The organism is Ferrigenium kumadai, assembly GCF_018324385.1.
GTDB classification, from domain to species: domain Bacteria; phylum Pseudomonadota; class Gammaproteobacteria; order Burkholderiales; family Gallionellaceae; genus Gallionella; species Gallionella kumadai.
The window spans coordinates 1382266-1407986 of record NZ_AP019536.1 but is presented as its reverse complement, the minus strand read 5'-3'; the positions used below and the strand labels follow the sequence as shown (position 1 = coordinate 1407986).

General features: G+C 61.0%; 24 protein-coding genes. 21 read left to right on the top strand and 3 right to left on the bottom strand.

Features of this window, described 5'->3' with window-relative positions; genetic code table 11:
- Positions 1 to 33: 33 nt before the first annotated feature.
- The 13 genes from FGKAn22_RS06740 to pnp all read left to right on the top strand — a co-directional run bounded on the left by FGKAn22_RS06740 (position 34) and on the right by pnp (position 17031).
- A complete protein-coding gene (locus tag FGKAn22_RS06740; RefSeq protein ID WP_212784862.1) occupies positions 34 to 1695 on the top strand; it encodes a ShlB/FhaC/HecB family hemolysin secretion/activation protein in 1662 nt (553 codons plus the stop codon).
- A gap of 66 nt (positions 1696 to 1761) precedes the next feature.
- Positions 1762 to 2028: a hypothetical protein gene (locus FGKAn22_RS06735; protein ID WP_212784861.1), complete on the top strand. Its 267-nt coding sequence runs from the start codon at positions 1762 to 1764 to the stop codon at positions 2026 to 2028.
- A 149-nt stretch (positions 2029 to 2177) separates the two neighbouring features.
- On the top strand, positions 2178 to 4007 hold the full coding sequence (gene typA / locus FGKAn22_RS06730; RefSeq protein WP_212784860.1) for a translational GTPase TypA: 1830 nt from the start codon (positions 2178 to 2180) through the stop codon (positions 4005 to 4007).
- Between the two features lie 104 nt (positions 4008 to 4111).
- Positions 4112 to 5620, top strand: a complete 1509-nt coding sequence (locus FGKAn22_RS06725; protein ID WP_212784859.1) for a DNA recombination protein RmuC — start codon at positions 4112 to 4114, stop codon at positions 5618 to 5620.
- A gap of 113 nt (positions 5621 to 5733) precedes the next feature.
- Positions 5734 to 6753, top strand: coding sequence for an OmpA family protein (locus FGKAn22_RS06720; protein ID WP_212784858.1), 1020 nt, complete (start codon positions 5734 to 5736; stop codon positions 6751 to 6753).
- Between the two features lie 105 nt (positions 6754 to 6858).
- Entirely contained in the window at positions 6859 to 8463 is a 1605-nt protein-coding gene (locus tag FGKAn22_RS06715; protein ID WP_212784857.1) for an NAD+ synthase, read from the top strand.
- 163 nt (positions 8464 to 8626) lie between these two features.
- On the top strand, positions 8627 to 9052 hold the full coding sequence (rimP, locus tag FGKAn22_RS06710; protein WP_212787175.1) for a ribosome maturation factor RimP: 426 nt from the start codon (positions 8627 to 8629) through the stop codon (positions 9050 to 9052).
- Positions 9053 to 9104: 52 nt separating this feature from the next.
- Entirely contained in the window at positions 9105 to 10577 is a 1473-nt protein-coding gene (nusA, locus tag FGKAn22_RS06705; RefSeq protein ID WP_212784856.1) for a transcription termination factor NusA, read from the top strand.
- 24 nt (positions 10578 to 10601) lie between these two features.
- On the top strand, positions 10602 to 13184 hold the full coding sequence (gene infB / locus FGKAn22_RS06700; RefSeq protein ID WP_212784855.1) for a translation initiation factor IF-2: 2583 nt from the start codon (positions 10602 to 10604) through the stop codon (positions 13182 to 13184).
- Entirely contained in the window at positions 13184 to 13549 is a 366-nt protein-coding gene (gene rbfA, locus FGKAn22_RS06695; RefSeq protein WP_212784854.1) for a 30S ribosome-binding factor RbfA, read from the top strand. Before infB ends, rbfA begins: the two co-directional genes overlap by 1 nt.
- 7 nt (positions 13550 to 13556) lie before the next feature.
- Positions 13557 to 14498: a tRNA pseudouridine(55) synthase TruB gene (gene truB, locus FGKAn22_RS06690; RefSeq protein ID WP_212784853.1), complete on the top strand. Its 942-nt coding sequence runs from the start codon at positions 13557 to 13559 to the stop codon at positions 14496 to 14498.
- 48 nt (positions 14499 to 14546) lie between these two features.
- Positions 14547 to 14816, top strand: coding sequence for a 30S ribosomal protein S15 (gene rpsO, locus FGKAn22_RS06685; protein WP_212784852.1), 270 nt, complete (start codon positions 14547 to 14549; stop codon positions 14814 to 14816).
- Between the two features lie 103 nt (positions 14817 to 14919).
- Positions 14920 to 17031 carry a polyribonucleotide nucleotidyltransferase gene (gene pnp, locus FGKAn22_RS06680; RefSeq protein ID WP_212784851.1) on the top strand — a complete coding sequence of 704 codons (2112 nt, stop codon included), beginning with the start codon at positions 14920 to 14922 and terminating at the stop codon, positions 17029 to 17031.
- 195 nt (positions 17032 to 17226) lie between these two features.
- On the opposite strand, the gene dksA is transcribed toward pnp, so the two are convergent.
- From dksA to FGKAn22_RS06665, 3 genes are all read right to left on the bottom strand, one after another.
- Positions 17227 to 17649 carry an RNA polymerase-binding protein DksA gene (gene dksA, locus FGKAn22_RS06675; protein ID WP_212784850.1) on the bottom strand — a complete coding sequence of 141 codons (423 nt, stop codon included), beginning with the start codon at positions 17647 to 17649 and terminating at the stop codon, positions 17227 to 17229.
- Positions 17650 to 17719: 70 nt separating this feature from the next.
- Entirely contained in the window at positions 17720 to 18436 is a 717-nt protein-coding gene (locus FGKAn22_RS06670; protein WP_212784849.1) for an SAM-dependent methyltransferase, read from the bottom strand.
- Position 18437: 1 nt separating this feature from the next.
- The gene (locus tag FGKAn22_RS06665; RefSeq protein WP_246487352.1) at positions 18438 to 19022 is read right to left on the bottom strand and encodes a Maf family protein; all 585 of its coding nucleotides are present in this window, start codon (positions 19020 to 19022) and stop codon (positions 18438 to 18440) included.
- A 56-nt stretch (positions 19023 to 19078) separates the two neighbouring features.
- Here FGKAn22_RS06665 and FGKAn22_RS06660 point away from each other — a divergent pair, with 56 nt between their 5' ends.
- From FGKAn22_RS06660 to dbpA, 8 genes are all read left to right on the top strand, one after another.
- Positions 19079 to 19576, top strand: a complete 498-nt coding sequence (locus FGKAn22_RS06660) for a YceD family protein (protein WP_212784848.1) — start codon at positions 19079 to 19081, stop codon at positions 19574 to 19576.
- A 21-nt stretch (positions 19577 to 19597) separates the two neighbouring features.
- A complete protein-coding gene (rpmF, locus tag FGKAn22_RS06655) occupies positions 19598 to 19777 on the top strand; it encodes a 50S ribosomal protein L32 (RefSeq protein WP_212784847.1) in 180 nt (59 codons plus the stop codon).
- A gap of 86 nt (positions 19778 to 19863) precedes the next feature.
- Positions 19864 to 20901 carry a phosphate acyltransferase PlsX gene (gene plsX, locus FGKAn22_RS06650; RefSeq protein ID WP_212784846.1) on the top strand — a complete coding sequence of 346 codons (1038 nt, stop codon included), beginning with the start codon at positions 19864 to 19866 and terminating at the stop codon, positions 20899 to 20901.
- Positions 20901 to 21860, top strand: a complete 960-nt coding sequence (locus tag FGKAn22_RS06645; protein WP_212784845.1) for a beta-ketoacyl-ACP synthase III — start codon at positions 20901 to 20903, stop codon at positions 21858 to 21860. The genes plsX and FGKAn22_RS06645 overlap by 1 nt, the downstream gene beginning before the upstream one ends.
- Positions 21861 to 21869: 9 nt before the next feature.
- A complete protein-coding gene (fabD, locus tag FGKAn22_RS06640) occupies positions 21870 to 22802 on the top strand; it encodes an ACP S-malonyltransferase (RefSeq protein WP_212784844.1) in 933 nt (310 codons plus the stop codon).
- 33 nt (positions 22803 to 22835) lie between these two features.
- The gene (fabG, locus tag FGKAn22_RS06635; RefSeq protein WP_212784843.1) at positions 22836 to 23579 is read left to right on the top strand and encodes a 3-oxoacyl-ACP reductase FabG; all 744 of its coding nucleotides are present in this window, start codon (positions 22836 to 22838) and stop codon (positions 23577 to 23579) included.
- A gap of 245 nt (positions 23580 to 23824) precedes the next feature.
- Complete coding sequence (locus tag FGKAn22_RS06630; protein ID WP_212784842.1) at positions 23825 to 24307, top strand: hypothetical protein; 483 nt, start codon at positions 23825 to 23827, stop codon at positions 24305 to 24307.
- Between the two features lie 8 nt (positions 24308 to 24315).
- Positions 24316 to 25707 (top strand): ATP-dependent RNA helicase DbpA, encoded by a 1392-nt coding sequence (dbpA, locus tag FGKAn22_RS06625; RefSeq protein ID WP_212784841.1) that lies wholly within the window; start codon positions 24316 to 24318, stop codon positions 25705 to 25707.
- The last annotated feature ends 14 nt before the right edge of the window (positions 25708 to 25721 follow it).

Here is a 25721-nt window from a genome sequence, read left to right as displayed (position 1 = left end):
GCTATGAAATTCGATACCAGGCAGCACTTCGTTATGAAACCGTTATTGGCAGCGCTGCTGCTTTCCCCTCTCGCCGTCCAGGCGGCAGGCCCGGCCGCGCCAAACGCGGGGACTATCCTGCAGGAGATCAAGCCTGCCGTTCCTCCTGCGCCGTCGTCCAGCGGAACGGGGCTCAAGATCGAATCGCAAGGCGGCGTCAAGCTGCCTCCCTCCGCGCCGTTCGAAGTGAAGACCATCAGGATCACGGGCAATACCCTGTTCGATACGGCGACCCTGCATGCGCTGGTGGCAGAAGGAGAGGGCAAGAGTCTCGACCTTTCCCAGCTGAATGATCTGGCTGCCCGCATCACCGATTTCTACCAAAGCCACGGCTATCCGCTGGCCCGGGCGATCATTCCGGCGCAGACGATCCGCGACGGTGTGCTGAACATCGAAGTCATCGAGGCGCGTTACGGCAAGATCAATCTCGACAACCGCAGCCGGGTGAACGATGGGCTACTGCAGGACACGCTCTCCCCCTTGCAGAGCGGGCAGGTCGTCGGCCAGAAGGAAATGGATCATGCACTGCTGCTGCTCTCGGACATCCCGGGAGTCGAGGTCAACGCGACATTGAAACCCGGCGAGGCCGTAGGCACCTCGAACCTTCAGGTGGAAGCTGAGCCAACCGCTGCGGTTACCGGAAATGTGGGACTGGACAACTATGGCAACCGCTATACCGGGAAAGTGCGTGCCGTGGGATCGGTAAACTTCATCGACCCGCTGCATCAAGGCGACGTTCTAAGCCTGAGCGCCCTCAGCTCCGGAAGGGGGCTGGATTATGCTCGCGTCAGTTACGAGTCGCTGCTGAACGGGCAGGGTACCCGTATGGGTGGAGCATATTCGGCGGTGCGCTACATCCTGGGCGACACCCTGGCGCCGCTCAACAGTCACGGCACCGCGCAGGTAGGCAGTCTATGGGCGAAGCATCCTTTCGTGCGCAGTCGGGATGTCAATCTTTACGGTCAACTCCAGTACGACCAAAAGCAGTTGCGCGACCGCATCGATGCAAGCGCGATCCGGACCGATCGACACCTTGGTAACTGGGTACTCAGCCTGAGCGGAGACTTGCGCGATGCGCTTATGTCCGGCGGCGTCAATACCTGGAGCCTGGGCTGGACATCGGGGCGCGTAGGCTTCGACGATGCCGCGGCGCAGGCTGCCGATGCGGGAACGGCGAAAACGCAGGGCAGCTTCTCGAAATGGAATGCGAACTTCTCCCGCCTGCAAGCGCTGTCGGCAACGAACGCACTTTATTTCACCGCGGCGGCCCAAGGGGCGAACACCAATCTGGATTCGGCCGAGAAAATGACCGTAGGCGGCCCCTATACGGTGCGGGCTTACGACATGGGTGCGGCGTCGGGCGATACCGGCTATACGGCAACCGCCGAACTCCGTCACGATTTCGGCAAAACCGGGTACGGTCAGTGGCAGGCATTGGCCTTCATCGATAGCGCGCATGTCACGGTCAACAAGAAGCCTTGGGTCGCGGGAACCAATAGCGCGACCCTGACCGGCGCAGGGGTGGGGATCAACTGGATCGGTCCTGACCGGTGGCATGCCAAAGCGTACGTTGCCTCACGCCTAGGTTCGGCACCGGCGCTGGTGGGGGGTACCGCTTCGACCCGGGCATGGGGCGAGGTCGGCAAGGAGTTCTGACGCCGGTCTTCGAACGAACCAACTCTTCCTCTCGCAGTCGAATGGACTCTGCGAAAGGAGGTTGCCATGCGTATCTTCCTATATCTAATCGCCGCCGCGGTATTGGCGGGTTGTGCGACGCCGGCTGAAAGGGCGGTCCAGATGCAGCGCCAAGTCAACGAAATGATCGTGGTTTATGGCCCCGCCTGCGAAAAGCTTGGTTACAAGTGGAACTCCGACCAGTGGCGGGACTGCATATTGCGGCTGGACACGCGGGACGTCTACCAGCGGGGATACCCGTTGACGACAACTTGCATCAATCAGCCGGGCTTCATGCAGTGCTCCAGCTTCTGAGCGGTAACTGATGCGTGGTGCGACTGCCGGCTCGGATAATGCGGGTCGGCGTTTGTCCCTGATTTCTTGTTGCTATTTTTTCCTATGCGGGATATGTGCGCCCGTTGTGATAGAATGCGCGCCCTTTGAACTTTGCAGGTAGTTATTCCATGTCCCGCGCCCTCCGCAATATCGCCATCATCGCCCACGTTGACCACGGCAAGACCACGCTGGTTGACCAACTCCTCCGCCAGTCCGGTACCTTCCGCGAGAACCAGAAGGTGGACAATCGCGTGATGGACAGCAACGATCTCGAAAAAGAGCGCGGCATCACCATTCTCGCGAAGAACACCGCGATCAAGTACGGCGAATATCACATCAACATCGTCGACACACCGGGACACGCCGACTTCGGCGGCGAGGTGGAGCGCGTGCTGGGCATGGTGAACGGCGTGCTGCTGCTGGTGGATGCGGTCGAAGGCCCGATGCCGCAGACCCGCTTCGTGACCAAGAAGGCGCTGGCCCTGGGCTTGAAGCCCATCGTCGTGATCAACAAGGTCGATCGTCCCGGCGCGCGTCCGGATTGGGTGGTGAACCAGACTTTCGACCTGTTCGACAAGCTGGGCGCGACCGACGAGCAGCTCGACTTCCCCATCATCTATGCATCCGGCCTGAACGGCTGGGCTTGCCTGGATCTGAAGGATGCGCCTTCCCAAGGCGGTTCTGCCAACGACATGAAGCCGCTGTTCGAGACCGTGCTCGCGCATGTTCCGACCCCGCCGGGCAGCCCGGATGCGCCGCTGCAATTGCAACTGGCCGCGCTTGACTACTCGACGTTCACCGGTCGCCTCGGTGTCGGTCGCGTGTTGAACGGTCGCATCAAGCCGGGCCAGCAAGTCGTGGTGATGAACCACGAAGAGCAGGTGGGCTCGGGCCGTATCAACCAGGTGCTGGGCTTCCAAGGGCTGGATCGCGTGCCGGTCGATGGCGCCGAAGCGGGTGACATCATCATCATCTCCGGTCTGGAAGAGATCGGTATCGGCGTGACCATCTGCGACAAGGACAATCCGGTCGGCCTGCCGATGCTGACGGTGGACGAGCCGACGCTGACCATGGACTTCATGGTGAACACCTCGCCGCTGGCCGGCACCGAAGGCAAGTTCGTCACCAGTCGCCAGATCCGCGACCGCCTGAACAAGGAGTTGCTGACCAACGTCGCGCTGCGCGTGGAAGATACCGAAGACGCCGACGTATTCCGCGTCTCCGGCCGCGGCGAACTGCACCTGACCATCCTGCTGGAAAACATGCGCCGCGAAGGCTTCGAAATGGCGGTGGCCAAGCCGCGCGTGGTTTACAAGGACATCAACGGCGAGAAGTGCGAGCCGTACGAAAACCTGTCGATCGACCTTGAAGACGGCCATCAGGGCGCGGTCATGGAAGAGATCGGTCGCCGCCGCGGCGAGCTGACCAACATGGAATCCGACGGCCAGGGACGTACCCGCCTGGAATACCACATTCCGGCGCGCGGCCTGATCGGCTTCCAGTCCGACTTCATGACCATGACTCGCGGCACCGGCCTGATCGGCCACGTGTTTGACGACTATGGTCCGGTCAAGGCCGACCTGCCGGGGCGCCACAACGGCGTGTTGATCTCGGCAGAAAACGGCGAGGCCGTGGCCTATGCGCTGTGGAACCTGGAAGATCGCGGCCGCATGTTCGTGTCTCCCGGCGATAAGTTGTACGAAGGTATGGTCATCGGCATCCACAGTCGCGACAACGATCTGATCGTCAACCCGATCAAGGGCAAGAAGCTGACCAACGTACGCGCCTCCGGCACCGACGAGGCCGTCCGCCTGACCCCGCCGATCCGCCTGACGCTGGAGTCCGCAGTCGAGTTCATCGACGACGATGAGCTGGTCGAACTCACTCCGCAATCCATCCGGATCCGTAAACGTTACCTGACGGAAAACGAGCGCAAGCGCCAAGCTCGCGGTTTGTAATTCGCCGGTTGGCTTGAAGTAAAAAAGGGATGCGCAGGCATCCCTTTTTATTTGCACAGGTCGGTTGATTTATACTGCAACTCAATTTGGGGGAGTCGGTACGCATGGAGCAATTGGGCAGCATTCTCGTTTCTTTATTCGTCGGCTTGCTGGCCGGTGCTGCCGTATTCCGGCTGATCCAGCGCGAGCGCATGGCATCCGCTGTGGCGCAAGCAAAGGCCGAAAGCCAGATCGAACTGGCGCGACTCGGTGAGCGGCTGAGCGCGGCGCAGGAGGATGCGCGGCGATTGTCGGCGGAACATGCCGCCGCCGAGGTTATCGGTCAAAAGCTGGAGCAGGAACTTGGCGGTCTGCGCGAGAAGCTGGGCGCGGCGGAATCGACGGTCGCCGGACAGCTTGAACACATAGCGACGCTCAGGCGCGAGAAGGACGAGCTGGCCGCATTGCGCGACCAACTCACCGCAGAGAGGCAGCGCTTGAGCACCCAGGTCGCCGAACTGAACACGACGCTCGAAGCGGAACGTACCCAGACTCAGGAAAAGCTGCAGTTGCTGACGCGTGCCGAAGAGCAGTTGTCCGACCGCTTCAAGACGCTGGCCGGCGAGATACTGGAAGACAAGACCAAGCGTTTCACTGAGCAGAACCAGACCAATCTCAACCAGTTGCTGGAGCCGCTCAAGATCAAGATCACCGAGTTCCAGGGCAAGGTGGAGGAGGTCTATGTGCAGGAGGGCAAGGACCGTTCCGCGCTGGCCGAGCAGGTCAAGCAACTGATGTCGCTGAACAATCAGCTATCGAAGGATGCGCACAACCTCACCAGCGCGCTTAAAGGCCAAGCCAAGGCGCAGGGAAACTGGGGCGAGCTGATCCTGGAGCGGGTGCTGGAGGCATCCGGCCTTCGCAAGGGCTACGAATACGATGTGCAGGAAAGCCATACCCGCGCGGACGGTACGCGTGCGCAGCCGGACGTGGTGGTGCATCTGCCGGAAGAGCGGCATCTGATCGTCGATGCCAAGGTGTCACTGACGGCCTACGAGGAGCATGCGAATGCGGAATCCGAGCAGCGGCGTGAAGTCGCGCTGAGACGACATCTGGATTCGGTGCGCGCGCATATCAAAGAGCTGTCGGAAAAGAATTACCAGCAGCTTTACAGCCTGAAGTCGCTCGATTTCGTGCTGATGTTCATCCCGGTGGAGCCGGCCTTCATGCTGGCAATATCCCACGACAGCGAGTTGTGGCACGACGCCTGGAAGAAGAACGTGCTGCTGGTCAGCCCCAGCACTTTGCTATTCGTGGTGCGCACCGTGGCGCACCTGTGGCGACAGGAGCAGCAGAATCGCAATGCGCAGGATATCGCCAGCCGCGGCGCCGAACTCTACGACAAGCTGGTCGGCTTTGTCGGAGACCTGGAGAACTTGGGCGATAAACTGGAGCAGGCAAAGCGTTCCTACGATGGCGCGCTGAACAAATTCGCCAATGGGCGCGGCAACGTCATCCGTCAGGCGGAAATGCTGAAGGAACTGGGCGTCAAACCCACCAAGCAATTGCCGCCAAAGCTGGTCGAGTTGTCACGGGATGAGACGTCTGCCGATGTTCGTCTGTTGCGCGAATAAGTAGGTAAAGTTGCATAGTTGTTTTTTTGCAACAAAGGCTTGGGAGCGGGCAAAGTTGGATACAATCCAGCCGTTCTTTAGTTAATCGATCGATGTACACCAAGGAGAAAAAGATGAAGAAAACTGGCATGCGTATCGCGTTGACGGCAGCACTGTTGGGCATGACTGCAGCACAGGCGAGTGAATTCGACGGCGGCTGGATTGGCGGCAAGGTCGGTTCCAACAGTTCCAGCATGACTGGGGTGGATACCCAGAGAGCGACCGGCTACGGCATCGAGGGCGGCTACAACTGGAACATGGGTGGCTTCCTTCTGGGTGTGGATGGCTTCGCCGATTCCAATAGCAAGAAGACTCACAACCCCGGCGCCGTCAATTACGGCAGCACCGTCTATGGCCTGGATGCCAAGCTGGGTCTGCCGGCCGACAAGTGGTTGCCCTACGCCAAACTGGGTTATGCGCACACCGGTGGCAACGGCGCGGCCAGCGCGATCGGCGGCAGCGCCGTTCATTATGGTGTGGGCGTGGAATACAAGTTCGCTCCCAACTGGAGCGTGTTGGGCGAGTATACCGGCGGCAGCGGCAAGTCCGGCGCGACCAAGCTGAACAACAATAACCTCAGCCTCGGTATCAACTACTACTTTGGTGGGACTGCCGCTGCGCCGGCTCCGGTGGCTGCGCCGGTAGCAGTTAAGGAAGAGCCTAAGGCTGCTCCTGTTGCGGCACCTGCGCCGGTCAAGGAAACATGGAAGACATTGCTGGAAGACAAGCCGGTTCGTATCGAAGGCGCGAACTTCGATACCAACTCGGCCAAGCTGCGCAGCACGTCCTTCCAGAAGCTGAATGAAGTGGTCGAATTCGCGAACAAGTACAAGGATGCGCGACTGGATGTGACCGGCCATACCGATAATCGCGGCTCCAAGGCATATAACCAGAAGCTGTCCGAGCGCCGCGCAGCCTCGGTAAAGACCTACCTGGTCAAGAAGGGGGTGGTCGCCTCGCGTATCACCACCAAGGGTTATGGCTTCGATCAGCCCGTGGCTGACAACAAGACCACCGAAGGTCGCGCGCAGAACCGTCGCGTCGAGATCCGTTCGGTGCTGAAGGAAGAGAAGAAGGTGCGTGTGACTGAATAAGGCAACCGCGTAACTCACGGAAGAGCGGGCTGGCGACAGCCCGCTTTTTTGTTGCCTGAATATCGCGATGGTAAGATGCGCACCTTCAACTTTTTAAGTTCGACCATGAAGCTGGCAATCGCACAAATCAACAGTACGGTGGGCGATCTGGCGGGGAATGCCGCCAAGATCCTGAGCTACGCCGAGCAAGCCAGGGAGCAGGGCGCTCAGCTGCTGCTTGCGCCTGAACTGGCATTGTGCGGCTATCCGCCGGAAGACTTGCTGCTGCGCGATGGTTTCAATCATGCGTGCGCGCAGGCGTTGGGCGAGTTGGCCGGGAAGATCTCCGGCATCGCCGTGGTGGTCGGGCATCCGCACGAGCATGGCGGGAAACGCTATAACGCGGCCTCGCTGCTCCGTGACGGCAAGGTGGAGGCGACTTACCACAAGCGCTTGCTGCCGAATTACTCGGTGTTCGACGAGGAACGTTATTTCGATCATGGCGGTATGCCCTGTGTCTTTGAGATCGAGGGGGTCCGCTTCGGCGTGAATATCTGCGCCGACATCTGGGAGCCGGGGACTGCCAGCCTCGCACGCGAGGCGGGCGCACAAGTGTTGCTGGTCCCCAATGCATCTCCTTATGCTCTGGAAAAGCAGGAGGCGCGCTACGGGGTCATTCGCGACCGCATTTCGGAAACCGGCATGTCCGTGGTGTATGCCAACCTGGTCGGCGGTCAGGATGAACTGGTGTTCGATGGTGGGTCGTTCGCCATGGATGGCAGCGGCACCCTGACCGCGCAGGGGTCGCGCTTCGATGAGTCCCTGATGTTGCTGGAAATGGGGCAGGATTTGCGTCCTGTCGGCGAAATGGCGGAGCCAATGAGCGAGGAGGCCGAGGTCTACCGCGCGCTGTGCGTCGGCGTGCGCGATTACATAGTCAAGAATCGCTTCCCCGGTGTACTGCTGGGTTTGTCCGGTGGCATCGATTCGGCGCTGACTCTGGCGGTCGCGGTGGATGCGCTGGGGGCGGACAAGGTTCATGCGGTGATGATGCCTTCGCCTTATACCGCGCAGATCAGCCTGGATGATTCGCGCGAAATGGTGAAAACGCTCGGGGTGCGCTATGACGAGTTCTCCATCGAACCGATGTTCCAGAGTTATCTGGCCACCTTGCATGATGCCTTTGTGGGGTGCGAGGCGGATACCACGGAAGAGAACCTGCAGGCGCGCATCCGAGGCACCTTGCTGATGGCCCTGTCGAACAAGTTCGGTTCGCTGGTGCTGACCACCGGCAACAAATCCGAGATGACCGTCGGTTACGCCACGCTGTATGGCGATATGGCTGGCGGCTTCGCCGTGCTGAAGGACGTCGGCAAGATGCTGGTGTACCGCCTGGCGCGTTACCGCAACACGTTGGGGCAGGTGATTCCCGAGCGCATCATCATCCGTCCGCCCAGCGCCGAGTTGCGCGCGGACCAGACCGACCAGGACAGCCTGCCGCCCTACGAGGTGCTGGATGCCATCATGGCCTGCTATGTCGAGCAGAACCTTTCCGTTCCCGAGATAATCGCCCGCGGCTACGATGAGGCCGATGTCCGGCGCGTGGTACGGTTGATCCGCATCAGCGAATACAAACGCCGCCAGTCCGCGGTGGGCATCCGCATCACGGAGCGCAGCTACGGCAAGGATTGGCGCTACCCGATCACGGTGTGTTATCAGGACGGATTCTAGGTTCATTCCCTTTGCGCGAGAACAAACGGCTGCGGAGGGGTGTTCCACGCATGCCGTTTTTTTTCGTGCCCTCAATCAAATTTCCATTCAATGGCGAGATTTGCTACAATGCGCCGCGTTTTGTGATGGGCCTCGAGCCCGTTTTTTATTTGTGGGCCCGAAAATGGATGTGGTGAAGCTGGTCGAAACGACGGTAAATGGCTTGGGTTATGAGCTGGTGGACTTTGAGCGCTCCGGCCGCGGAATGCTGCGCGTGTTCATCGACAAGCCGGAAGGCATCTCGGTAGATGACTGTCAGACGGTGAGCAATCAGCTTACGCGCCTGTTCCTGGTCGAGAATGTGGATTACGACCGCCTCGAAGTGTCTTCGCCGGGGCTGGATAGGCCGCTGAAGAAGGAAGCGGACTTTGTACGTTTCGCCGGGCAGAAGGCGCAGCTGAAGCTGCGCATGCCGCTGGCGGGGCGCAAGAATTTCGTCGGCGTGATCGGTGCGGTGAGTGACGGGGTGTTGCAGTTGGATGTGGACGGCAGTCAGGTTGCGATCGAGCTGTCGAATTTGGATAAGGCACGTCTGGTGCCGACATTTTAGTTTTTGGTGTCCGTCCCCGCCGGGACGGGCGGGTAATTAGCCGGAGAATGGTATGAGTCGTGAAATCTTGTTGTTGGTGGATGCGCTGTCGCGTGAGAAGAACGTGGACAAGGAAGTCGTGTTCGGGGCGTTGGAGTCTGCGTTGGCTTCGGCGACCAAGAAGCGCTTCGAGGATGAGGCCGATGTGCGCGTCGCTATCGATCGCAATACCGGTGAGTATGAGTCTTTCCGCCGCTGGGAAGTGATGGACGACGAGACGTTCGAGACCCCCGATCTGCACATCAAGCTGGAAGAGGCGCAGAAGCGCGATTCCGGTATCCAGCTCGGCGAATTCATCGAAGAGCAACTGGAGAACGTCGACTTCGGTCGTATCGGCGCGCAGGCTGCGAAGCAGGTGATCTTCCAGAAGATCCGCGATGCCGAGCGCGAGCAGGTGTTGGCCGATTTCATGGATCGCAAGGAACACCTGGTCTCCGGCACGGTGAAGCGCCTGGAGCGCGGCAATGCACTCATCGAATTCGGCAAGATCGAGGCGTTGCTGCCGCGCGATCAGATGATCCCCAAGGAGAACCTGCGCGTCGGTGATCGCGTCAAGGCACACCTGTTGCGCGTCGATCGCAGCGCCCGCGGTCCGCAAGTGATCCTGTCGCGTACTTCCAATGAACTGCTGGTGAAGCTGTTCGAGCTGGAAGTGCCGGAGATCGAAGAAAAACTGCTGGAGATCGTCAGCGCCGCTCGCGATCCCGGTTCGCGCGCCAAGATCGCGGTGCTGTCGCATGACTCGCGTATCGATCCGATCGGCACCTGCGTCGGCATGCGCGGTTCCCGCGTGCAGGGCGTCACCAACGAACTCGCGGGCGAACGCGTCGATATCATCCTGTGGTCCGAAGATCCCGCGACCTACGTCATCAACGCGCTGGCTCCTGCCGAAGTGAGCAGCATCGTGGTGGACGAGGAAAAGCACAGCATGGACGTGGTGGTCGAGGAAGAGAACCTGGCTCAGGCGATCGGTCGCGGTGGCCAGAACGTGCGCCTGGCCAGCGAGATGACCGGTTGGGAACTCAACATCATGACGGTGGAACAATCCAGCGAGAAGCATGCTGAAGAGTTCTCCAAGATCCGCGCGATGTTCATGGAAAAGCTTGACGTGGACGAGGAAGTCGCCGACATCCTGGTGCAGGAAGGTTTCAATACCCTGGAAGAAGTGGCTTATGTGCCGCTGGAAGAGATGCTGGAGATCGAATCGTTCGACGAAGCGACAGTGAACGAGTTGCGCAGCCGCGCACGCAATTCGCTGCTGACGGCGGCGATCGCCAGCGAAGAGAAAGTGGAACATGGCATCGAAGACTTGCTCAAACTGGATGGCATGGACGAGCAGACGGCGCGCACCCTGGCATCCAAAGGTGTAACTACGCAGGAACAACTGGCGGATCTGGATGTGGACGAATTGGTCGAGCTTTCCGGTATGGACGGCGAACGCGCCAATGCCCTGATCATGGCGGCACGCGCACCCTGGTTTGCATAAATCGGCGGTTTTTAGAGGACAGTAATGGGAAAAATGAACGTAGCGCAATTTGCGACGGAACTGGGATTGCCGGTTGCCTTGCTGCTGGAGCAGTTGAAGGCGTCAGGCGTCAGCAAGGAGCAGGAGTCTGACTCGATCTCCGAGACGGACAAGGCGCAATTGCTGGAGCACTTGCGTCAGGCGCACGGTGCGGAAAAGCCCGCCAAGAAGATCACGCTGACCCGCCGTGAGACCACGGAGATCAAGAAGGCCGACAGTTCCGGTCGCGCGCGCACCATCCAGGTGGAAGTGCGCAAGCGCCGCGTGGTAGCGCCGGTGGCAGGGGCTGAGTCCGTCGCTCCGGCTGCTGAAGCACCCAAGGTCGAGCCCGCGAAGGTACTGGATGAACAGGAGCTGGCGGCACGCGAACAGGAAGCGCGTTTGCAGGCAGAGTTGGCGGCACGCCAGGCTGCCGAGTTGCAGGCCAAGCAGGAACGCAGCAAGCGCAAGACAGTCAAGGCTGCAGAGCCGGAGCCTCAGGTCGTTGCCAAGAAGGTCGAGGAAGTCGCGCCGGTTGCCGCGCCCGCACCAGCACCCGCTGTCGCTGCACCAGCGCCGGATCTGGCGGAGGGCACCTTGCACAAGCCGACACTCAAGCCTGGCGACAAGGTGGAGAAGCCCGTCAAGAAAGCCAAGGTCGAGGCCAAGACAACCCCATGGGAGGACAAGGGGCAGAAGAAGCGTGCTCCGGCCAAGGCCGGCGAAAAGACCGGTTCCTGGGCTACCCCGGTGCGTGCGCCGCGCCACGACAAGCATAATCACAAGCAGGCGGCGGAGCCGACCCACGCATTCTCCTTGCCGACCGAGCCGATCGTGCGCGAAGTTGCGGTACCCGAGACCATCACCGTCGCCGAACTGGCGCAGAAGATGGCCGTCAAGGCTGCAGAGATCATCAAGGTATTGATGAAGCTGGGTTCGATGGTGACCATCAACCAGGTGCTTGACCAGGAAACCGCAATGATCGTGGTCGAGGAAATGGGGCATGTCGCCAAGCCGGCCAAGGTGGATGAGCCGGACGCCTACCTTGCTGAAGAGGCCGAACACAAGGATGTGCCGCTGGAGCCGCGCGCTCCGGTCGTTACCGTGATGGGTCACGTCGACCACGGCAAGACCTCGCTGCTCGACTATATCCGCCGTACCCGCGTGGCTTCCGGCGAAGCCGGCGGTATTACCCAGCACATCGGCGCGTATCACGTCGATACGCCGCGCGGCATGATTACTTTCCTCGATACGCCGGGTCACGAGGCGTTCACCGCAATGCGTGCACGCGGCGCCAAGGCGACCGATATCGTGATCCTGGTGGTGGCTGCCGACGACGGCGTGATGCCGCAGACCAAGGAAGCGATTCACCATGCCAGGGCAGGTAATGTGCCCATCGTGGTGGCAGTGACCAAGATCGACAAACCCGATGCCAATTCCGAGCGCGTCAAGCAGGAGCTGGTGACCGAAGGCGTGGTACCGGAAGACTGGGGCGGCGACGTGATGTTCGTCGAAGTTTCCTCCAAGTCCGGTCAGGGCATCGATCAGTTGCTCGAAGGCGTGCTGTTGCAAGCCGAAGTGCTGGAGCTGAAGGCGCCGCGTGCGACGCATGCCAAGGGGTTGGTGATCGAAGCGCGTCTCGATAAGGGCAAGGGCCCGGTCGCTACCGTGCTGGTGCAGTCCGGCACCATGAAGCGCGGCGATGCCGTGCTGGTCGGATCGGTGTTCGGTCGCGTGCGCGCCATGCTGGACGAGAACGGCAAGGCCGTCGGCGAAGCGGGTCCGTCCATTCCGGTCGAAATCCAGGGCTTGTCCGAAGTGCCTGCCGCCGGCGAAGAACTGCTGGTCATGGCAGACGAAAAGCGGGCGCGCGAGATCGCCTTGTTCCGTCAGGGCAAGTACCGCGGCGTGAAGCTGGCGAAGCAGCAGGCGGCGAAACTGGAAAATATGTTCGAACAGATGGCCGAGGGCGAAGTGCGTACCTTGTCGCTGATCGTGAAATCCGATGTGCAGGGTTCTGCCGAAGCGATCGCACAATCGCTGCAGAAGCTCTCCACCAGCGAGGTCAAGGTCAACCTGATCCATGGCGGCGTGGGTGCGATCAGCGAGTCCGACATCAATCTGGCGCTCGCATCCAAGGCGATCGTGATCGGCTTCAACACCCGTGCCGACGCGGCCGCGCGCAAGCTGGCCGAATCCGCGGGCGTGGACATCCGCTACTACAACATCATTTACGCCATGGTCGACGAGATCAAGGCGGCGCTGTCCGGCATGCTGGCTCCCGAGAAGAAGGAAGTCATCCTTGGCATGGTCGAGGTTCGCCAGGTGTTCACCGTTTCCAAGATCGGTACCATCGCGGGCTGTTACGTGCTGGAAGGCATGGTGAAACGCGGTGCGAAGGTGCGTGTGCTGCGCAACAACGTGGTGATCCACGACGGCGAGCTGGATTCCCTGAAGCGATTCAAGGACGACGTGAAGGAAGTGAAGTCGAACTTCGAATGCGGCCTGTCCCTGAAGAACTACAACGATCTCGTGGTGGGCGACAAGCTAGAGGTGTATGAGATCGTCGAGGTCGCGCGCGCACTCTGATGTCGAACTTCGCCAGAACCGACCGTGTCGCCCAGCAGATCCAGCGCGAGCTGGCCGAGCTGGTGCGGCTCGAGATCAACGATCCGCGCGTGCGCCTGGTGACCATCACCGGGGTCGAAGTGGCCAACGATTACTCGCATGCCAAGGTGTTCTTCACTCGGCTGGACGGCAAGCACGAGGAAGCGCAGCAGGGGCTGGAACGCGCCGGTGGTTTCCTGCGCAGCCAGCTGGCTCGCAGCCTGAAGCTGCGCATCATGCCGCAATTGCACTTCGTCTACGACGCTTCGGTCGAACGCGGCAGCCATCTGTCGCAACTCATCGACCAGGCCGTCGCCAGCGACAAGCAACACTCTGACGAATCCTGACTCCCCGATGGCGCGTAATTTCCGCCCGCTGGATGGCGTGCTGTTGTTCGACAAACCGCTGGAACTGAGCTCCAACACCGCACTCCAGAAAGTTCGCCGCCTGTTCCAGTCCGAGAAGGCCGGCCATACCGGCACGCTTGATCCGCTTGCCACCGGTCTGTTGCCGGTCTGTTTCGGCGAGGCGACCAAGTTTTCCACCGCTTTGCTCGATGCCGACAAGACTTATCGCGCGACGCTGCGCCTGGGGCAGACCACGACCACCGGCGATGCGGAAGGCGAGATCGTTACCGAACGTCCTGTCAATGTTGTTCAGGCCGATGTGGATGCCGTGCTGGAGAGATTCCGGGGCACTATCCTGCAGCTTCCCCCCATGCATAGCGCACTCAAGCATCAGGGCAAGCCGCTCTACGAATACATCCGCAGGGGCGAGACCATAGAGCGCGAGCCGCGCGAGGTAGTGATCCACGAGCTGGTGCTGGACCGCTTCGTCGCGAACGAGATGGACATCACCGTGCGCTGCAGCAAGGGAACTTACGTGCGCACGCTGGCCGAGGACATCGGCGAGGCGCTCGGTTGCGGCGCGCACCTGATCGCCTTGCGCCGCACCGCTATCGCCCATTTCTACCTGAAAGACGCCTGCGACATGGCGCAACTGGAGGCGATGACCATGGAGCAGCGCGAGGCCCATGTGCTGCCGGTGGACAGCCTGATGCCGGGTATGCCCCAGCTGCAGTTGGATGCCGTGCAGGTCAAGCGTCTGGCGCAGGGGCAGCGGCTGGCCCTGGATGCCGGATTGCCCGACGGCAAGGTCAGTCTGCACGGCCCGCAGGGCTTTGCCGGGGTCGGGGTGCTGCAAGGCCGTCGCCTAGCTCCCGACCGGTTGTTATCCAGTGTGGCAAAACAGGCCGCCAAGATTAATTTGGCGGAAAATTATGGGGTTGAGCAATAGTGGCATTCAAGGGTAGAATGCCGCACTTTTTTTAGGAGAGTAAAACCAATGGCAATCACCGCCGCGCAAAAAGCGCAAATCGTTTCTGACTATCAACGTGCCAAGAGCGACACCGGCTCCCCCGAAGTGCAAGTGGCCCTGATCACTGCTCGTATCAGCTACCTGACAGAGCACTTCAAGGACAATGCCAAGGATCACCACTCCCGCCGCGGCCTGCTGCGCCTGGTCAGCCGCCGTCGCAAGCTGCTCGACTACCTCAAGAGCAAGGACGATGCGGCGTACCGCGCATTGATCCAGCGCCTGGATATCCGTAAGTAAGCATCAAGTATCAAGCGGGTCGCGAATGCGGCCCGTGTCGTTTTGGCTGGTCTATTTCCTGTGGCGCGATTGCGCGTTACGTCATGCATAAGGGGGAACAATCTTGAGTCACTATAAAAAAACACTAGCGTACGGCAATCATCAACTCACTCTGGAGACCGGCGAGATCGCCCGTCAGGCCAGCGGCGCAGTGATGGTCAGCCTGGACGACACCGTGGTGCTGGTCACCGTGGTGGGGCGCAAGGATGCGAAGCCGGAGCAGGACTTTTTCCCCCTGACCGTTGACTATCAGGAAAAGACCTATGCCGCGGGCAAGATCCCCGGCGGCTTCTTCAAGCGCGAAGGCCGTCCGAGCGAAAAGGAGATCCTGACCAGCCGCCTGATCGACCGTCCGCTGCGTCCGCTGTTCCCGGAAAGCTTCTACAACGAAGTGCAGATCGTCGCGACTGTGATGTCTTCCGATCCCGAGATCGACTCCGACATCCCGGCAATGATCGGCGCATCCGCAGCGCTGGCGCTGTCCGGCATCCCGTTCGACGGCCCGATCGGCGCGGCACGCGTCGGTTATGTTGACGGCAAGTATCTGCTGAACCCGACTGCGACTGAACTGAAGACTTCGCAGATGGATCTGGTCGTCGCCGGCACCGACCGTGCCGTGCTGATGGTGGAATCCGAGGCACAGCAACTATCCGAGGAAGTGATGCTGGGCGCCGTGGTGTACGGCCACGAACAGATGCAGGCCGTGATCAACGCGATCAACGAGATGGCCGATGCGGTCGGCGCGCCGGCATGGGACTGGGTTGCTCCCGCCAAGAACGAGGCGCTGATCGCCAAGATCAATGCGCTGGCCGAGAGCGAACTGAAGGCCGCTTATGCGATCCGCTCCAAGCAGGCGCGCACCGACGCGGTCAACGCCATTCGCGCCAAGGTGTCCGAGGTATTGGCGACGCCGGAATTCGAGAGCGTCTCCAAGAACGAGATCGGCGAACTGTTCAGCGCGCTGGAAGCCCGGATTGTCCGCGGGCAGATCCTGGGCGGCGAGCCGCGCATCGACGGCCGCGACACCCGCACCGTGCGCCCGATCACCATCCGCAACGGCGTGCTGCCGCGCGTCCACGGCTCTTCGCTGTTCACCCGCGGTGAGACACAGGCCATCGTGGTTGCCACGCTGGGCAGCATGCGCGATGCGCAGGTCATCGACGCGCTGCAAGGCGAATATACCGACCGCTTCATGCTGCACTACAACTTCCCGCCGTATTCCACCGGTGAGACCGGCCGCGTGGGTTCGCCCAAGCGCCGCGAGATCGGCCACGGCCGTCTCGCCAAGCGCGCGCTGGTGGCAGTGCTGCCAAGCGAAGAAGATTTTGGCTACGCGGTCCGCGTGGTGTCCGAGATCACCGAATCGAACGGCTCCAGCTCCATGGCTTCGGTCTGCGGCGGCTGTCTGTCGCTGCTGGATGCGGGCGTGCCGCTGAAGGCGCATGTCGCCGGCATCGCGATGGGCCTGATCAAGGAAGGCAACCGTTTCGCGGTGCTGACCGACATCCTCGGCGACGAGGATCATCTGGGCGACATGGACTTCAAGGTGGCCGGTAGCGAAACCGGCGTGACCGCGTTGCAGATGGACATCAAGATCAACGGCATCACCAAGGAGATCATGCAGGCTGCGCTGACCCAGGCGCGCGAAGGCCGCATGCACATCCTCGGCCTGATGAAGCAGGCGATGCCGGATGCTCGCACTGAGGTTTCCGAATTTGCGCCGCGCATGATCAAGATGAAGATCAATCCCGAGAAGATCCGCGACGTGATCGGCAAGGGCGGATCGGTGATCCGTGCGCTGACCGAAGAGACGGGCACGACCATCGACATCGACGACGACGGCAATATCACCATCGCCTGCGTCAGCGGCGAGGCGGGTAACTTGGCCAAACAGCGTATCGAAGACATCGTGGCCGAAGTGGAAGTCGGCAAGGTCTACGAAGGTCCGGTGGTCAAGCTGCTCGACTTCGGTGCCTTGGTCAACGTGCTGCCGGGCAAGGATGGTCTGCTGCATATCTCCCAGATCGCCCACGAACGCGTCAATGCCGTGTCCGACCACCTCAAGGAAGGCCAGGTCGTCAAGGTCAAGGTGCTGGAAGTGGACGACAAGGGCCGCATGAAGTTGAGCATGAAGGCGCTGCTGCCCGCGCCTGAAAAGGCTCCCGTGGCCGAGTAAGAATCGGTTGCTGCAATGAATAAAGCCCCGCGATGCGGGGCTTTTTCATTGCAGCTTTGCTGTTGCCTTTGGGCCCGACATAACTTGCACAGTGCGCAAATTAATCTGCGCCGAAGAAAAAAGGCCAAGGAAACCTTGGCCTTTTTTGTCTTTGGCTATGACTAACCTAAAGGTTAGTCTGCAAGTAGCGAAATTTTATTTCGCTACTTGCCTTTCCCTGATCTCGTCCAGCGTCTTGCAGTCGATGCACAGGGTGGCGGTCGGGCGTGCTTCGAGGCGGCTCAGGCCGATCTCGATGCCACACTTGTCGCAGTAGCCGTAATCGCCGGCATCGATCCTGGCCAGCATCTTGTCGATATTCTTGATCAGCTTGCGTTCGCGGTCGCGGTTGCGCAATTCCAGGCTCATGTCAGATTCCTGGGTGGCGCGGTCGTTCGGGTCGGCAAACACGGTCGCTTCATCCTGCATGGTGTGTACCGTGCGGTCGATGTCCTGGCCAAGCTCAGCCTTGATCCCATTCAGAATCTGGCGGAAATGCTCCAGTTGATTCGGATTCATGTAGGCCTCGCCCTTCTTCGGTTTGTAAGGAGCGACAGATTTTTGTGGCTGTACCGGCATTGCACTTCTCCAACGGGTGAAAAATCAAGGTCCGCTTTAATACCAGAAAGCGGGGCGCAGGGCAACTAAATCAACTGCGGGCGAGCAGCAAAAACAGGCTGGGCCGCTTGTTCAACTGCGGCGGCGGCATGGCTTTCCATTGCGCGATGCTGCGCGTCAGGATCTGTTCGCCGGGCAGGGTGATGTCGCTGGCGACGCACAGCAGGGTCTGCGGGCGGCACTGGGCCAGCAGGGCGCCGAACAGCTTTTCGTTGCGGTACGGCGTCTCGATGAACAGCTGGGTCTGGTGCCGCTTGGCTGATTCGGCTTCCAGCGTCGTGATAGCCTTCTTGCGGTCTGTTTCCGCGATGGGCAGGTAGCCGTGAAAGGCGAAGCATTGGCCGTTCAGGCCGGAAGCCATCAACGACAGCAGGATGGAGGAGGGGCCGACCAGCGGCACGACGCGGATGCCGTTGCGGTGCGCCAGATTGACCAGGTCGGCGCCCGGGTCGGCGATGCCCGGGCAGCCTGCTTCGGAAATGATGCCGACATCCTCGCCGGCCAGCAGCGGCGCGAGCAGGTCGTTCAGTTCCCTGGCCTGGGTGTGTTCGTTGAGTGTGGCGAATTGCAGCGACTGGATAGGCTGCTCATGCTTGAGTGCTGAGAGGAACTGGCGCGAGGTCTTCGGTTGTTCCACCACGTAATGTTTCAGCTTGCGCGCGATGTCGATGACGTGCTGCGGCAATACCTGTTCGGCCGGAGTGTCGCCCAGCGTGCAGGGGATGAGATAGAGAGTGCCTTTTGTCATGTCAGAACAGGCTCACGTTTTCGCGGCGCAGCATGTCGCACAGCAGGATAAGGGGCAGGCCGATCAGCGCGTTGGGGTCGTTGCCGGTCATGCTGCTCATCAGAGCGATGCCCAAGCCTTCGGATTTTGCGCTGCCCGCGCAGTGGTAGGGCTGCTCCTTGAGCAGGTAGGCTTCGATCTCGTCGTCGGAGAGGTCGCGCAGGGTGACATGGTTTTCCGCGACTTCGGCCTGGATATTGCCGGTCTTGCCGTTCAGCAGCGCCAGCGCGGTATAAAAGGTGGTGGTCTTGCCGCGCATGGCCCGCAGCTGCCGGACCGCGTTGTCGTGGGTGAGCGGCTTGCCGATCTGCTGGCCGTCCAGCAGGGCGACCTGGTCCGAGCCGATGATCAGGGCGTCGGGATAGGCGGCGGCCACGGCGCGGGCTTTTTCCTGTGCCAGCCGCAGCGAAGTGGCGCGTGCGGATTCGCCCGGCAAGGGGGTTTCGTCCACATCCGGGGCGGCAGTTTCGAAGGGGAGTTGCAGGCGTTTTAGCAGTTCGCTGCGGTAAATCGAGGTGGAGGCGAGGACAAGCAACTGAGAACTCAAGGATATTCCTTAGGATTTTTGACAGAGAGCGTCGAAAAATATATCATGCGCGCCTCATGTACGCACGGCCTTTCATCGATACCTTGGATTTTGCCCGAAACGGCAAGGAAATAAGCGCTGAAGTGCCCGTCGCCGAGATGCCGCGATTGCTGGATGAGCTGGAGAACCCGCAGGGGATTTTAAGCTATACGGTGCGCGGAGGTCTGGATAAGCAGGGTAATCCATTCTTGGATATCGGTATCGCCGGGCAGTGCCAGTTGCGTTGCCAGCGCTGCCTGAGTGCGATGGATTATCCGGTCCGTCTCGATGCGCGCCTGATGTTGCGCGATCAGGCGGCTCTGGATGAGCTGGACGACGAAGAAGAGGAATGCGACAGCATTCTGGCGGAGACGCACATGGATGTGCTGAATCTGCTGGAAGAAGAGATTTTGTTGAGTCTGCCAATCGCCCCCAGGCATGAATCGGGTGTTTGTCAGGCGGCAGATGGCGAGAATGCGCCCAAGGAAGAAAAGAGTCCTTTTGCGGTTCTGGCGAAATTGAAGGTTGTTAAATAGTTTTTTCGAGGAGTAGTTAACATGGCAGTTCAACAGAACAAAAAATCCCCGTCGAAGCGTGGCATGCACCGCGCCCACGATTTCCTGACTAACCCGCCCACAGCGGTCGAGCCGACCACCGGCGAAGTGCACCTGCGTCACCACATCAGCCCGACCGGTTTCTACCGCGGCAAGAAAGTAGTCAAGACCAAGGGCGAATAAGTCTTTGAAGTGACGCAGCCGGCTGTGATGGCCGGCTGCGTTTTCTTTTCTGTTTCTGCTTTCTTTATCTTCCCAGGGATCGCTTAGTGGACGTCACATTGGCCATAGATGCGATGGGAGGCGACCACGGCACGACGGTCACCATCCCCGCCGCAGTTGAATATCTGAAGCAGTTTCCCGGCGATACCATCGTTCTGGTGGGTATCCCCGATGCCATCGAGTCGGAACTGCGCGCCTTGGGCGTGCAGGCCGGTCCGCGCCTGCGCATCCATGCTGCGAGCGAAGTGGTGGGGATGGACGAGCAGCCGCAATCCGCGTTGCGCGGCAAGAAAGACTCATCGATGCGCGTCGCGATCGACCTCGTCAAGAGCGGCGAGGCTTCCGCCTGCGTCAGCGCTGGCAATACCGGTGCGCTGATGGCCACGGCACGCTACGTGCTGAAGACTCTGCCTGGCATCGACCGTCCCGCCATCGCCTCTTACCTGCCGACCAAAAAAGGCCAGGTCTGTATGCTCGATCTGGGCGCCAACACCGATTGCACCGCCGAACACCTGCTGCAGTTCGCCCTGATGGGTTCCACGCTGGTGACCGCGCTGGAGCATAAGCCCAATCCGACCGTCGGTCTGCTCAACATCGGCAGCGAAGACATCAAGGGCAACGAGGTGGTCAAGCAGGCCGCAGAGTTGCTGCGTGGCAGCGACCTGAATTTCTACGGCAACGTCGAAGGCAACGACATCTTCAAGGGCACCACCGACCTGGTGGTGTGTGATGGTTTCGTCGGCAACGTCGCGCTGAAGACCACCGAAGGGCTGGCACAGATGCTGGGCGGCTTCCTGAAGGAAGAGTTCAAGCGCAATGCTTTCACCAAACTGGCGGGACTGATTGCGATGCCGGTGCTCAATGCATTCAAGCGCAGGGTCGACCATCGCCGCTACAACGGCGCGAGCTTCCTCGGACTGAAAGGCATCGTCGTTAAGAGCCACGGTTCGGCGGATATCTTCGCCTTCCGCTGTGCCATCGAGAAAGCAGCCGAAGAGGCGCGCGAGGGCATGCTGCTCCACATCAGCGAACATGTCGAAAAATGGCACCACGAGCGCCAGAAAACAGAACAAGGAGTTGCCTGATGCATTCGAAGATCATCGGCACGGGCAGCTATCTGCCCGCCAAGGTGCTGACCAACTACGACCTCGAAAAGACGGTCGATACCTCGCATGACTGGATCGTCACGCGCAGTGGCATCGTCGAGCGGCACATCGCCGCCGAAGGCGAACTGACCAGCGACCTCGCGCTGCAGGCTAGCCGCAAGGCGATCGAGGCGGCAGGCATCGGCGCCGACGAGATCGACCTGATCATCGTCGCGACCACGTCGCCCGATCACCTGTTCCCCAGCACCGCCTGCGTCCTGCAGGACAAGCTCGGCATCAGGAACGGCGGCGCCGCATTCGACATGCAAGCCGTATGCGGCGGCTTCGTCTATGCGCTGAATACCGCCGACATGTACATCCGTTGCGGCCAGGCCAAGACCGCGCTGGTGGTCGGTGCCGAAGTGCTGACGCGCATGCTGGACTGGAACGACCGCACCACCTGCGTGCTGTTCGGCGACGGCGCGGGTGCTGTGGTCCTGCGCGCATCCGACAAGCCTGGCATCGTCGCCAGCAAGCTGCATTCCGACGGCAGCCATCGCCACATGCTGAAGGCCGAGGGCAATGTCCGCAACGGCGAAGTCGACGGCGATCCCTTTATCAAGATGGACGGTCAGGCGGTATTCAAGTTTGCGGTCAAGGTGTTGAGTGATGTCGTTGAAGAGCTTCTGGAAGAGCAGAAGCTGAGCGGAAGCGACATCGACTGGCTGGTGCCGCATCAGGCCAACATCCGCATCATCGAAGCGACCGCCAGGAAACTCGGCTTGGGCATGGACAACGTAGTCGTGACCGTCGCTAATCACGGCAACACCTCGGCAGCCTCGATCCCGCTGGCATTGGATACGGCAGTGCGCGACGGGCGTATCAAGGCCGGACAGAATATCCTGATCGAAGCCGTGGGTGGCGGGTTCACCTGGGGCGCGGTTCTCATCAAGTGGTAGGGCATGACAATGACTAAATTCGCATTTGTATTTCCGGGACAGGGTTCGCAGTCGCGCGGCATGATGAACGGCTATGCCGATTTCGCCGCCGTGCGCGACACCTTCACCGAAGCTTCCGACGTGCTGAAACAGGACCTGTGGCAACTGGTCGCCGAAGGCGAAGACGCCGAGCTGAATGCCACGGTGAATACACAGCCCATCATGCTGACCGCAGGTGTGGCAGTGTATCGCGCCTGGCAGTCTCAGAACGGTGCTGCTCCGGCCATCATGGCTGGCCACAGCCTGGGCGAATACACCGCCTTGGTGGCCGGCGGCGCGATCAGCTTCGCCGATGCGCTGCCGCTGGTGCGCTATCGCGCGCAATGCATGCAGCAGGCCGTGCCGGAAGGCGTGGGCGGTATCGCCGCGATCCTCGGGCTGGACGACGACATGGTCCGCGCCGTGTGTGCCGAAGGCGCGCAGGGCGAGGTGCTGGAAGCGGTGAACTACAACTCTCCTGGCCAGGTGGTCATCGCGGGCAATCGCGGTGCCGTCGAGCGCGGCATGGAGCTGGCGAAGGCCAAGGGCGCGAAGCGCGCGATCATGCTGCCGATGAGCGTGCCGTCGCATTGCAGTCTGCTGAAAGGCGCTGCGGAACAGTTGCGCGACTACCTGAAGAACGTCACTGTTCAAGCGCCGAGCATTCCTGTGTTGCACAACGCCGATGTGGCTTCCTACAGCGATGCCGCCAGCATCCGCGACGCGCTGGTGCGCCAGCTGTACTCGCCGGTGCGCTGGGTCGAGACCGTGCAAGCGTTCGGCAAACAGGGCATCACGCACAACGTCGAATGCGCACCCGGCAAAGTGCTGGCAGGCTTGAACAAGCGCATCGACACCAACCAGCAGGCGCTGGCCATCAACGACGGCGAAGTGCTGAAAGCCGCACTGGCCGCGCTCGCATAAGACGTCGTCTCGAAAACTGAAGGGGGATCTCACATGGCATTGCAAGGACAAATCGCGCTGGTGACCGGCGCTTCGCGCGGCATCGGCCAGGCCATCGCACTGGAACTGGGCAAGCAGGGCGCGACCGTGATCGGTACCGCGACCAGCGACAAGGGCGCGCAAGCCATCAGCGACTATCTGGGGGCGGCGGGCATCAAGGGCGCGGGCTTCGCATTGAACGTCAACGACGCGGTGCAGACCGAGCAGGTGCTGGGCGCGATCCGCGCACAGTTCGGCGAGATATCCATCCTGGTGAACAACGCGGGCATTACCCGCGACAACCTGCTGGCGCGCATGACCGACGAGGAGTGGGACGATGTTCTGGCGACCAACCTCAAGTCCGTGTTCCGCATGAGCCGCGCCGTGCTGCGCGCAATGATGAAGGCCCGCGGGGGCCGCATCATCAGCATCTCCTCGGTGGTCGGCAGCATGGGCAACCCGGGCCAGGCCAACTATGCCGCATCCAAGGCGGGCATGGCGGGCTTCACCAAGTCGCTGGCGCAGGAGATCGGCAGCCGCAACATCACGGTGAACTGCGTTGCCCCCGGCTTCATCGATACCGACATGACCCATGCGCTGGGCGAAGAAGCACGCGCCAAGCTGGTCGAGCATGTGCCGCTGAAGCGTCTCGGCCAGCCGGCCGACATCGCCGCCGCAGTTGCTTTCCTTGCCGGCCCGAGTGCTTCCTACATCACCGGCGTTACGCTGCACGTGAACGGCGGGATGTACATGGAGTAAGGTGGTCGCAGCGTAACGGCTTGAGTCGTTGCGCTGCAAACGGTCGTTCGATGACGGCCATCGTTTTTCAGTCTCACGAGGTATGGCCTTGCGTCGCAAACCATACACTCTCTTTTTCGCGACAGGCCGGACGAATCCGGCTCGCGCTAACCAGTGGCTTATGTCACCGTATTCTGGTGACTTAGCCGATTGGCTATGCAAAGCTTTCTGCTTTACGGCTCCTCTCATTCATTTAAAGGTCCACGATGTATCCAGTCCATGATGTCGATGCAATCCTGTTGCTGGCCCTGAGCCTTGCCGCGAAGCGACGGCCTGCCGAGCTGGTCGAGATCGTCGCCGCGGCCGACCTGGTCAACGGAAACATTCCTCCTGAAACTAAGTTGTCGGATGCGTTTTCCCGGCTCTCCGCCTACGGTCTGATCTCCGAGCAGGAGGGCGGTTACACGTTGTCGCAGGACGCACAGGCGATGGTGGCGATGCTGCGCAAGAAGGCCGAGACGCGGGAGCGTATCTTCGACATCAAGGAGAGCCTGGCTGACTACCGGCTCAACGGCGAGCATCAAATGCTGCAGGTCGCTCCTGACCTGTTGCTCGCCGCGATCCAGGCGCACAAGAAAGCCAGAAGTTCGGGGCGGAGTTGGCTGATCGAGAAGCCGAAGCCGGTGTGGATTTCAAAAAAAGAACTGGTCAGGGGCAAGACCCTGCCGGGCAGACGACGCAAGTCCTGAGTATCGCCATGACCGACACTACTGGACACCCGTTCGACGAACTACCGCTGCCGTCCGCGATGCAGGCGAACCTCAAGCAGCTGGGCTACCTGACGATGACCCCGATACAGGCCGCCAGCCTGCCGATCACGCTCGCAGGACACGACCTGATTGCGCAGGCCAAGACCGGCAGTGGCAAGACCGCGGCTTTCGGCCTGCCGCTGCTCGCCAAGCTGAACCCGCGCTGGTTCGCGGTGCAGGCGATGGTGCTGTGCCCGACGCGCGAACTGGCCGACCAGGTGGCGCAGGAGATACGCCGCCTTGCGCGCGCCGCCGACAATATCAAGGTCGTTACGCTGTGCGGCGGCACCACGATGCGCCCGCAGATCGCCAGCCTGGAGCACGGCGCGCATATCGTCGTCGGCACGCCGGGGCGCATCATGGATCACCTTGACCGCGGCACGCTGACCTTGGAGGGGCTGAACACGCTGGTGCTGGACGAGGCCGACCGCATGCTGGACATGGGCTTCTACGACCAGATCGCTTACGTCGCAAGGCAATGCCCGGCCCGTCGCCAGACGCTGCTGTTCTCGGCGACTTATCCGGACGGCGTCATGCAATTGGCGCGGCAGTTCATGCATAAGCCGCAGGAAGTGAAGCTGGAGGAGCAGCACGACGACAGCAAGATACGCCAGCGCTTCTACGAGGTGAGCCGCGAGGGCCGCTTGCAGGCCGTCGCCGCTCTGCTCAAACACTACCGCCCGGTCAGCACGCTGGCCTTCTGCAACACCAAGCAGCAATGCCGCGACCTGCTCGATGTGTTGCAGGCGCATGGCATCAAGGCGCTGACGCTGAACGGCGATCTGGAACAGCGCGAACGCGACCAGGTGCTGATCCAGTTCGCCAACCGCAGCTGCTCGGTGCTGGTTGCCACCGACGTCGCCGCGCGGGGCCTGGACATCGCCCAGCTCGAAGCGGTGATCAACGTCGACGTCACGCCCGACCCGGAGGTCCACGTCCACCGCATCGGCCGCACCGGACGTGCCGACGAGGACGGCTGGGCGCTGAGCCTTGCCAGCCCGTCCGAGATACACCGCGTCGAGACCATCGCGAAGATGATGGGCTTCGAACCGGACTGGCATCAACTCAATGAAATGGCCGGCGACGATGCCCCGCTAGTTCCGCCCATGGTCACGCTGCAAATCCTCGGCGGCCGCAAGGAAAAGATCCGCCCCGGCGACGTGCTGGGCGCGCTCACCGGCGAAGCCGGGTTCACCCGCGAACAGGTCGGCAAGATCACTGTGACCGATTTCTCCACCTACGTCGCAGTCGCGCGCAACATAGCCGACGAGGCGGTGCGCAGATTGTCGGCAGGCAAGGTGAAGGGCAAGACCGTGAAGGTGAGGGCGCTGGGGGATTGATCAATCCGGTTCAC

What these genes read in the sequence shown, in the direction of transcription:
- FGKAn22_RS06660 (WP_212784848.1), top strand. Translation starts at nt 19,079, where the DNA reads ATGTACGCACGGCCTTTCATCGATACCTTGGATTTTGCCCGAAACGGC.
- dksA (WP_212784850.1), bottom strand. Translation starts at nt 17,649, where the DNA reads ATGCCGGTACAGCCACAAAAATCTGTCGCTCCTTACAAACCGAAGAAG.
- dbpA (WP_212784841.1), top strand. Translation starts at nt 24,316, where the DNA reads ATGACCGACACTACTGGACACCCGTTCGACGAACTACCGCTGCCGTCC.
- FGKAn22_RS06720 (WP_212784858.1), top strand. Translation starts at nt 5,734, where the DNA reads ATGAAGAAAACTGGCATGCGTATCGCGTTGACGGCAGCACTGTTGGGC.
- truB (WP_212784853.1), top strand. Translation starts at nt 13,557, where the DNA reads ATGGCGCGTAATTTCCGCCCGCTGGATGGCGTGCTGTTGTTCGACAAA.
- FGKAn22_RS06735 (WP_212784861.1), top strand. Translation starts at nt 1,762, where the DNA reads ATGCGTATCTTCCTATATCTAATCGCCGCCGCGGTATTGGCGGGTTGT.
- typA (WP_212784860.1), top strand. Translation starts at nt 2,178, where the DNA reads ATGTCCCGCGCCCTCCGCAATATCGCCATCATCGCCCACGTTGACCAC.
- rpmF (WP_212784847.1), top strand. Translation starts at nt 19,598, where the DNA reads ATGGCAGTTCAACAGAACAAAAAATCCCCGTCGAAGCGTGGCATGCAC.
- rimP (WP_212787175.1), top strand. Translation starts at nt 8,627, where the DNA reads ATGGATGTGGTGAAGCTGGTCGAAACGACGGTAAATGGCTTGGGTTAT.
- FGKAn22_RS06645 (WP_212784845.1), top strand. Translation starts at nt 20,901, where the DNA reads ATGCATTCGAAGATCATCGGCACGGGCAGCTATCTGCCCGCCAAGGTG.
- fabG (WP_212784843.1), top strand. Translation starts at nt 22,836, where the DNA reads ATGGCATTGCAAGGACAAATCGCGCTGGTGACCGGCGCTTCGCGCGGC.
- FGKAn22_RS06725 (WP_212784859.1), top strand. Translation starts at nt 4,112, where the DNA reads ATGGAGCAATTGGGCAGCATTCTCGTTTCTTTATTCGTCGGCTTGCTG.
- nusA (WP_212784856.1), top strand. Translation starts at nt 9,105, where the DNA reads ATGAGTCGTGAAATCTTGTTGTTGGTGGATGCGCTGTCGCGTGAGAAG.
- FGKAn22_RS06715 (WP_212784857.1), top strand. Translation starts at nt 6,859, where the DNA reads ATGAAGCTGGCAATCGCACAAATCAACAGTACGGTGGGCGATCTGGCG.
- FGKAn22_RS06740 (WP_212784862.1), top strand. Translation starts at nt 34, where the DNA reads ATGAAACCGTTATTGGCAGCGCTGCTGCTTTCCCCTCTCGCCGTCCAG.
- infB (WP_212784855.1), top strand. Translation starts at nt 10,602, where the DNA reads ATGGGAAAAATGAACGTAGCGCAATTTGCGACGGAACTGGGATTGCCG.
- fabD (WP_212784844.1), top strand. Translation starts at nt 21,870, where the DNA reads ATGACTAAATTCGCATTTGTATTTCCGGGACAGGGTTCGCAGTCGCGC.
- rpsO (WP_212784852.1), top strand. Translation starts at nt 14,547, where the DNA reads ATGGCAATCACCGCCGCGCAAAAAGCGCAAATCGTTTCTGACTATCAA.
- FGKAn22_RS06670 (WP_212784849.1), bottom strand. Translation starts at nt 18,436, where the DNA reads ATGACAAAAGGCACTCTCTATCTCATCCCCTGCACGCTGGGCGACACT.
- rbfA (WP_212784854.1), top strand. Translation starts at nt 13,184, where the DNA reads ATGTCGAACTTCGCCAGAACCGACCGTGTCGCCCAGCAGATCCAGCGC.
- FGKAn22_RS06630 (WP_212784842.1), top strand. Translation starts at nt 23,825, where the DNA reads ATGTATCCAGTCCATGATGTCGATGCAATCCTGTTGCTGGCCCTGAGC.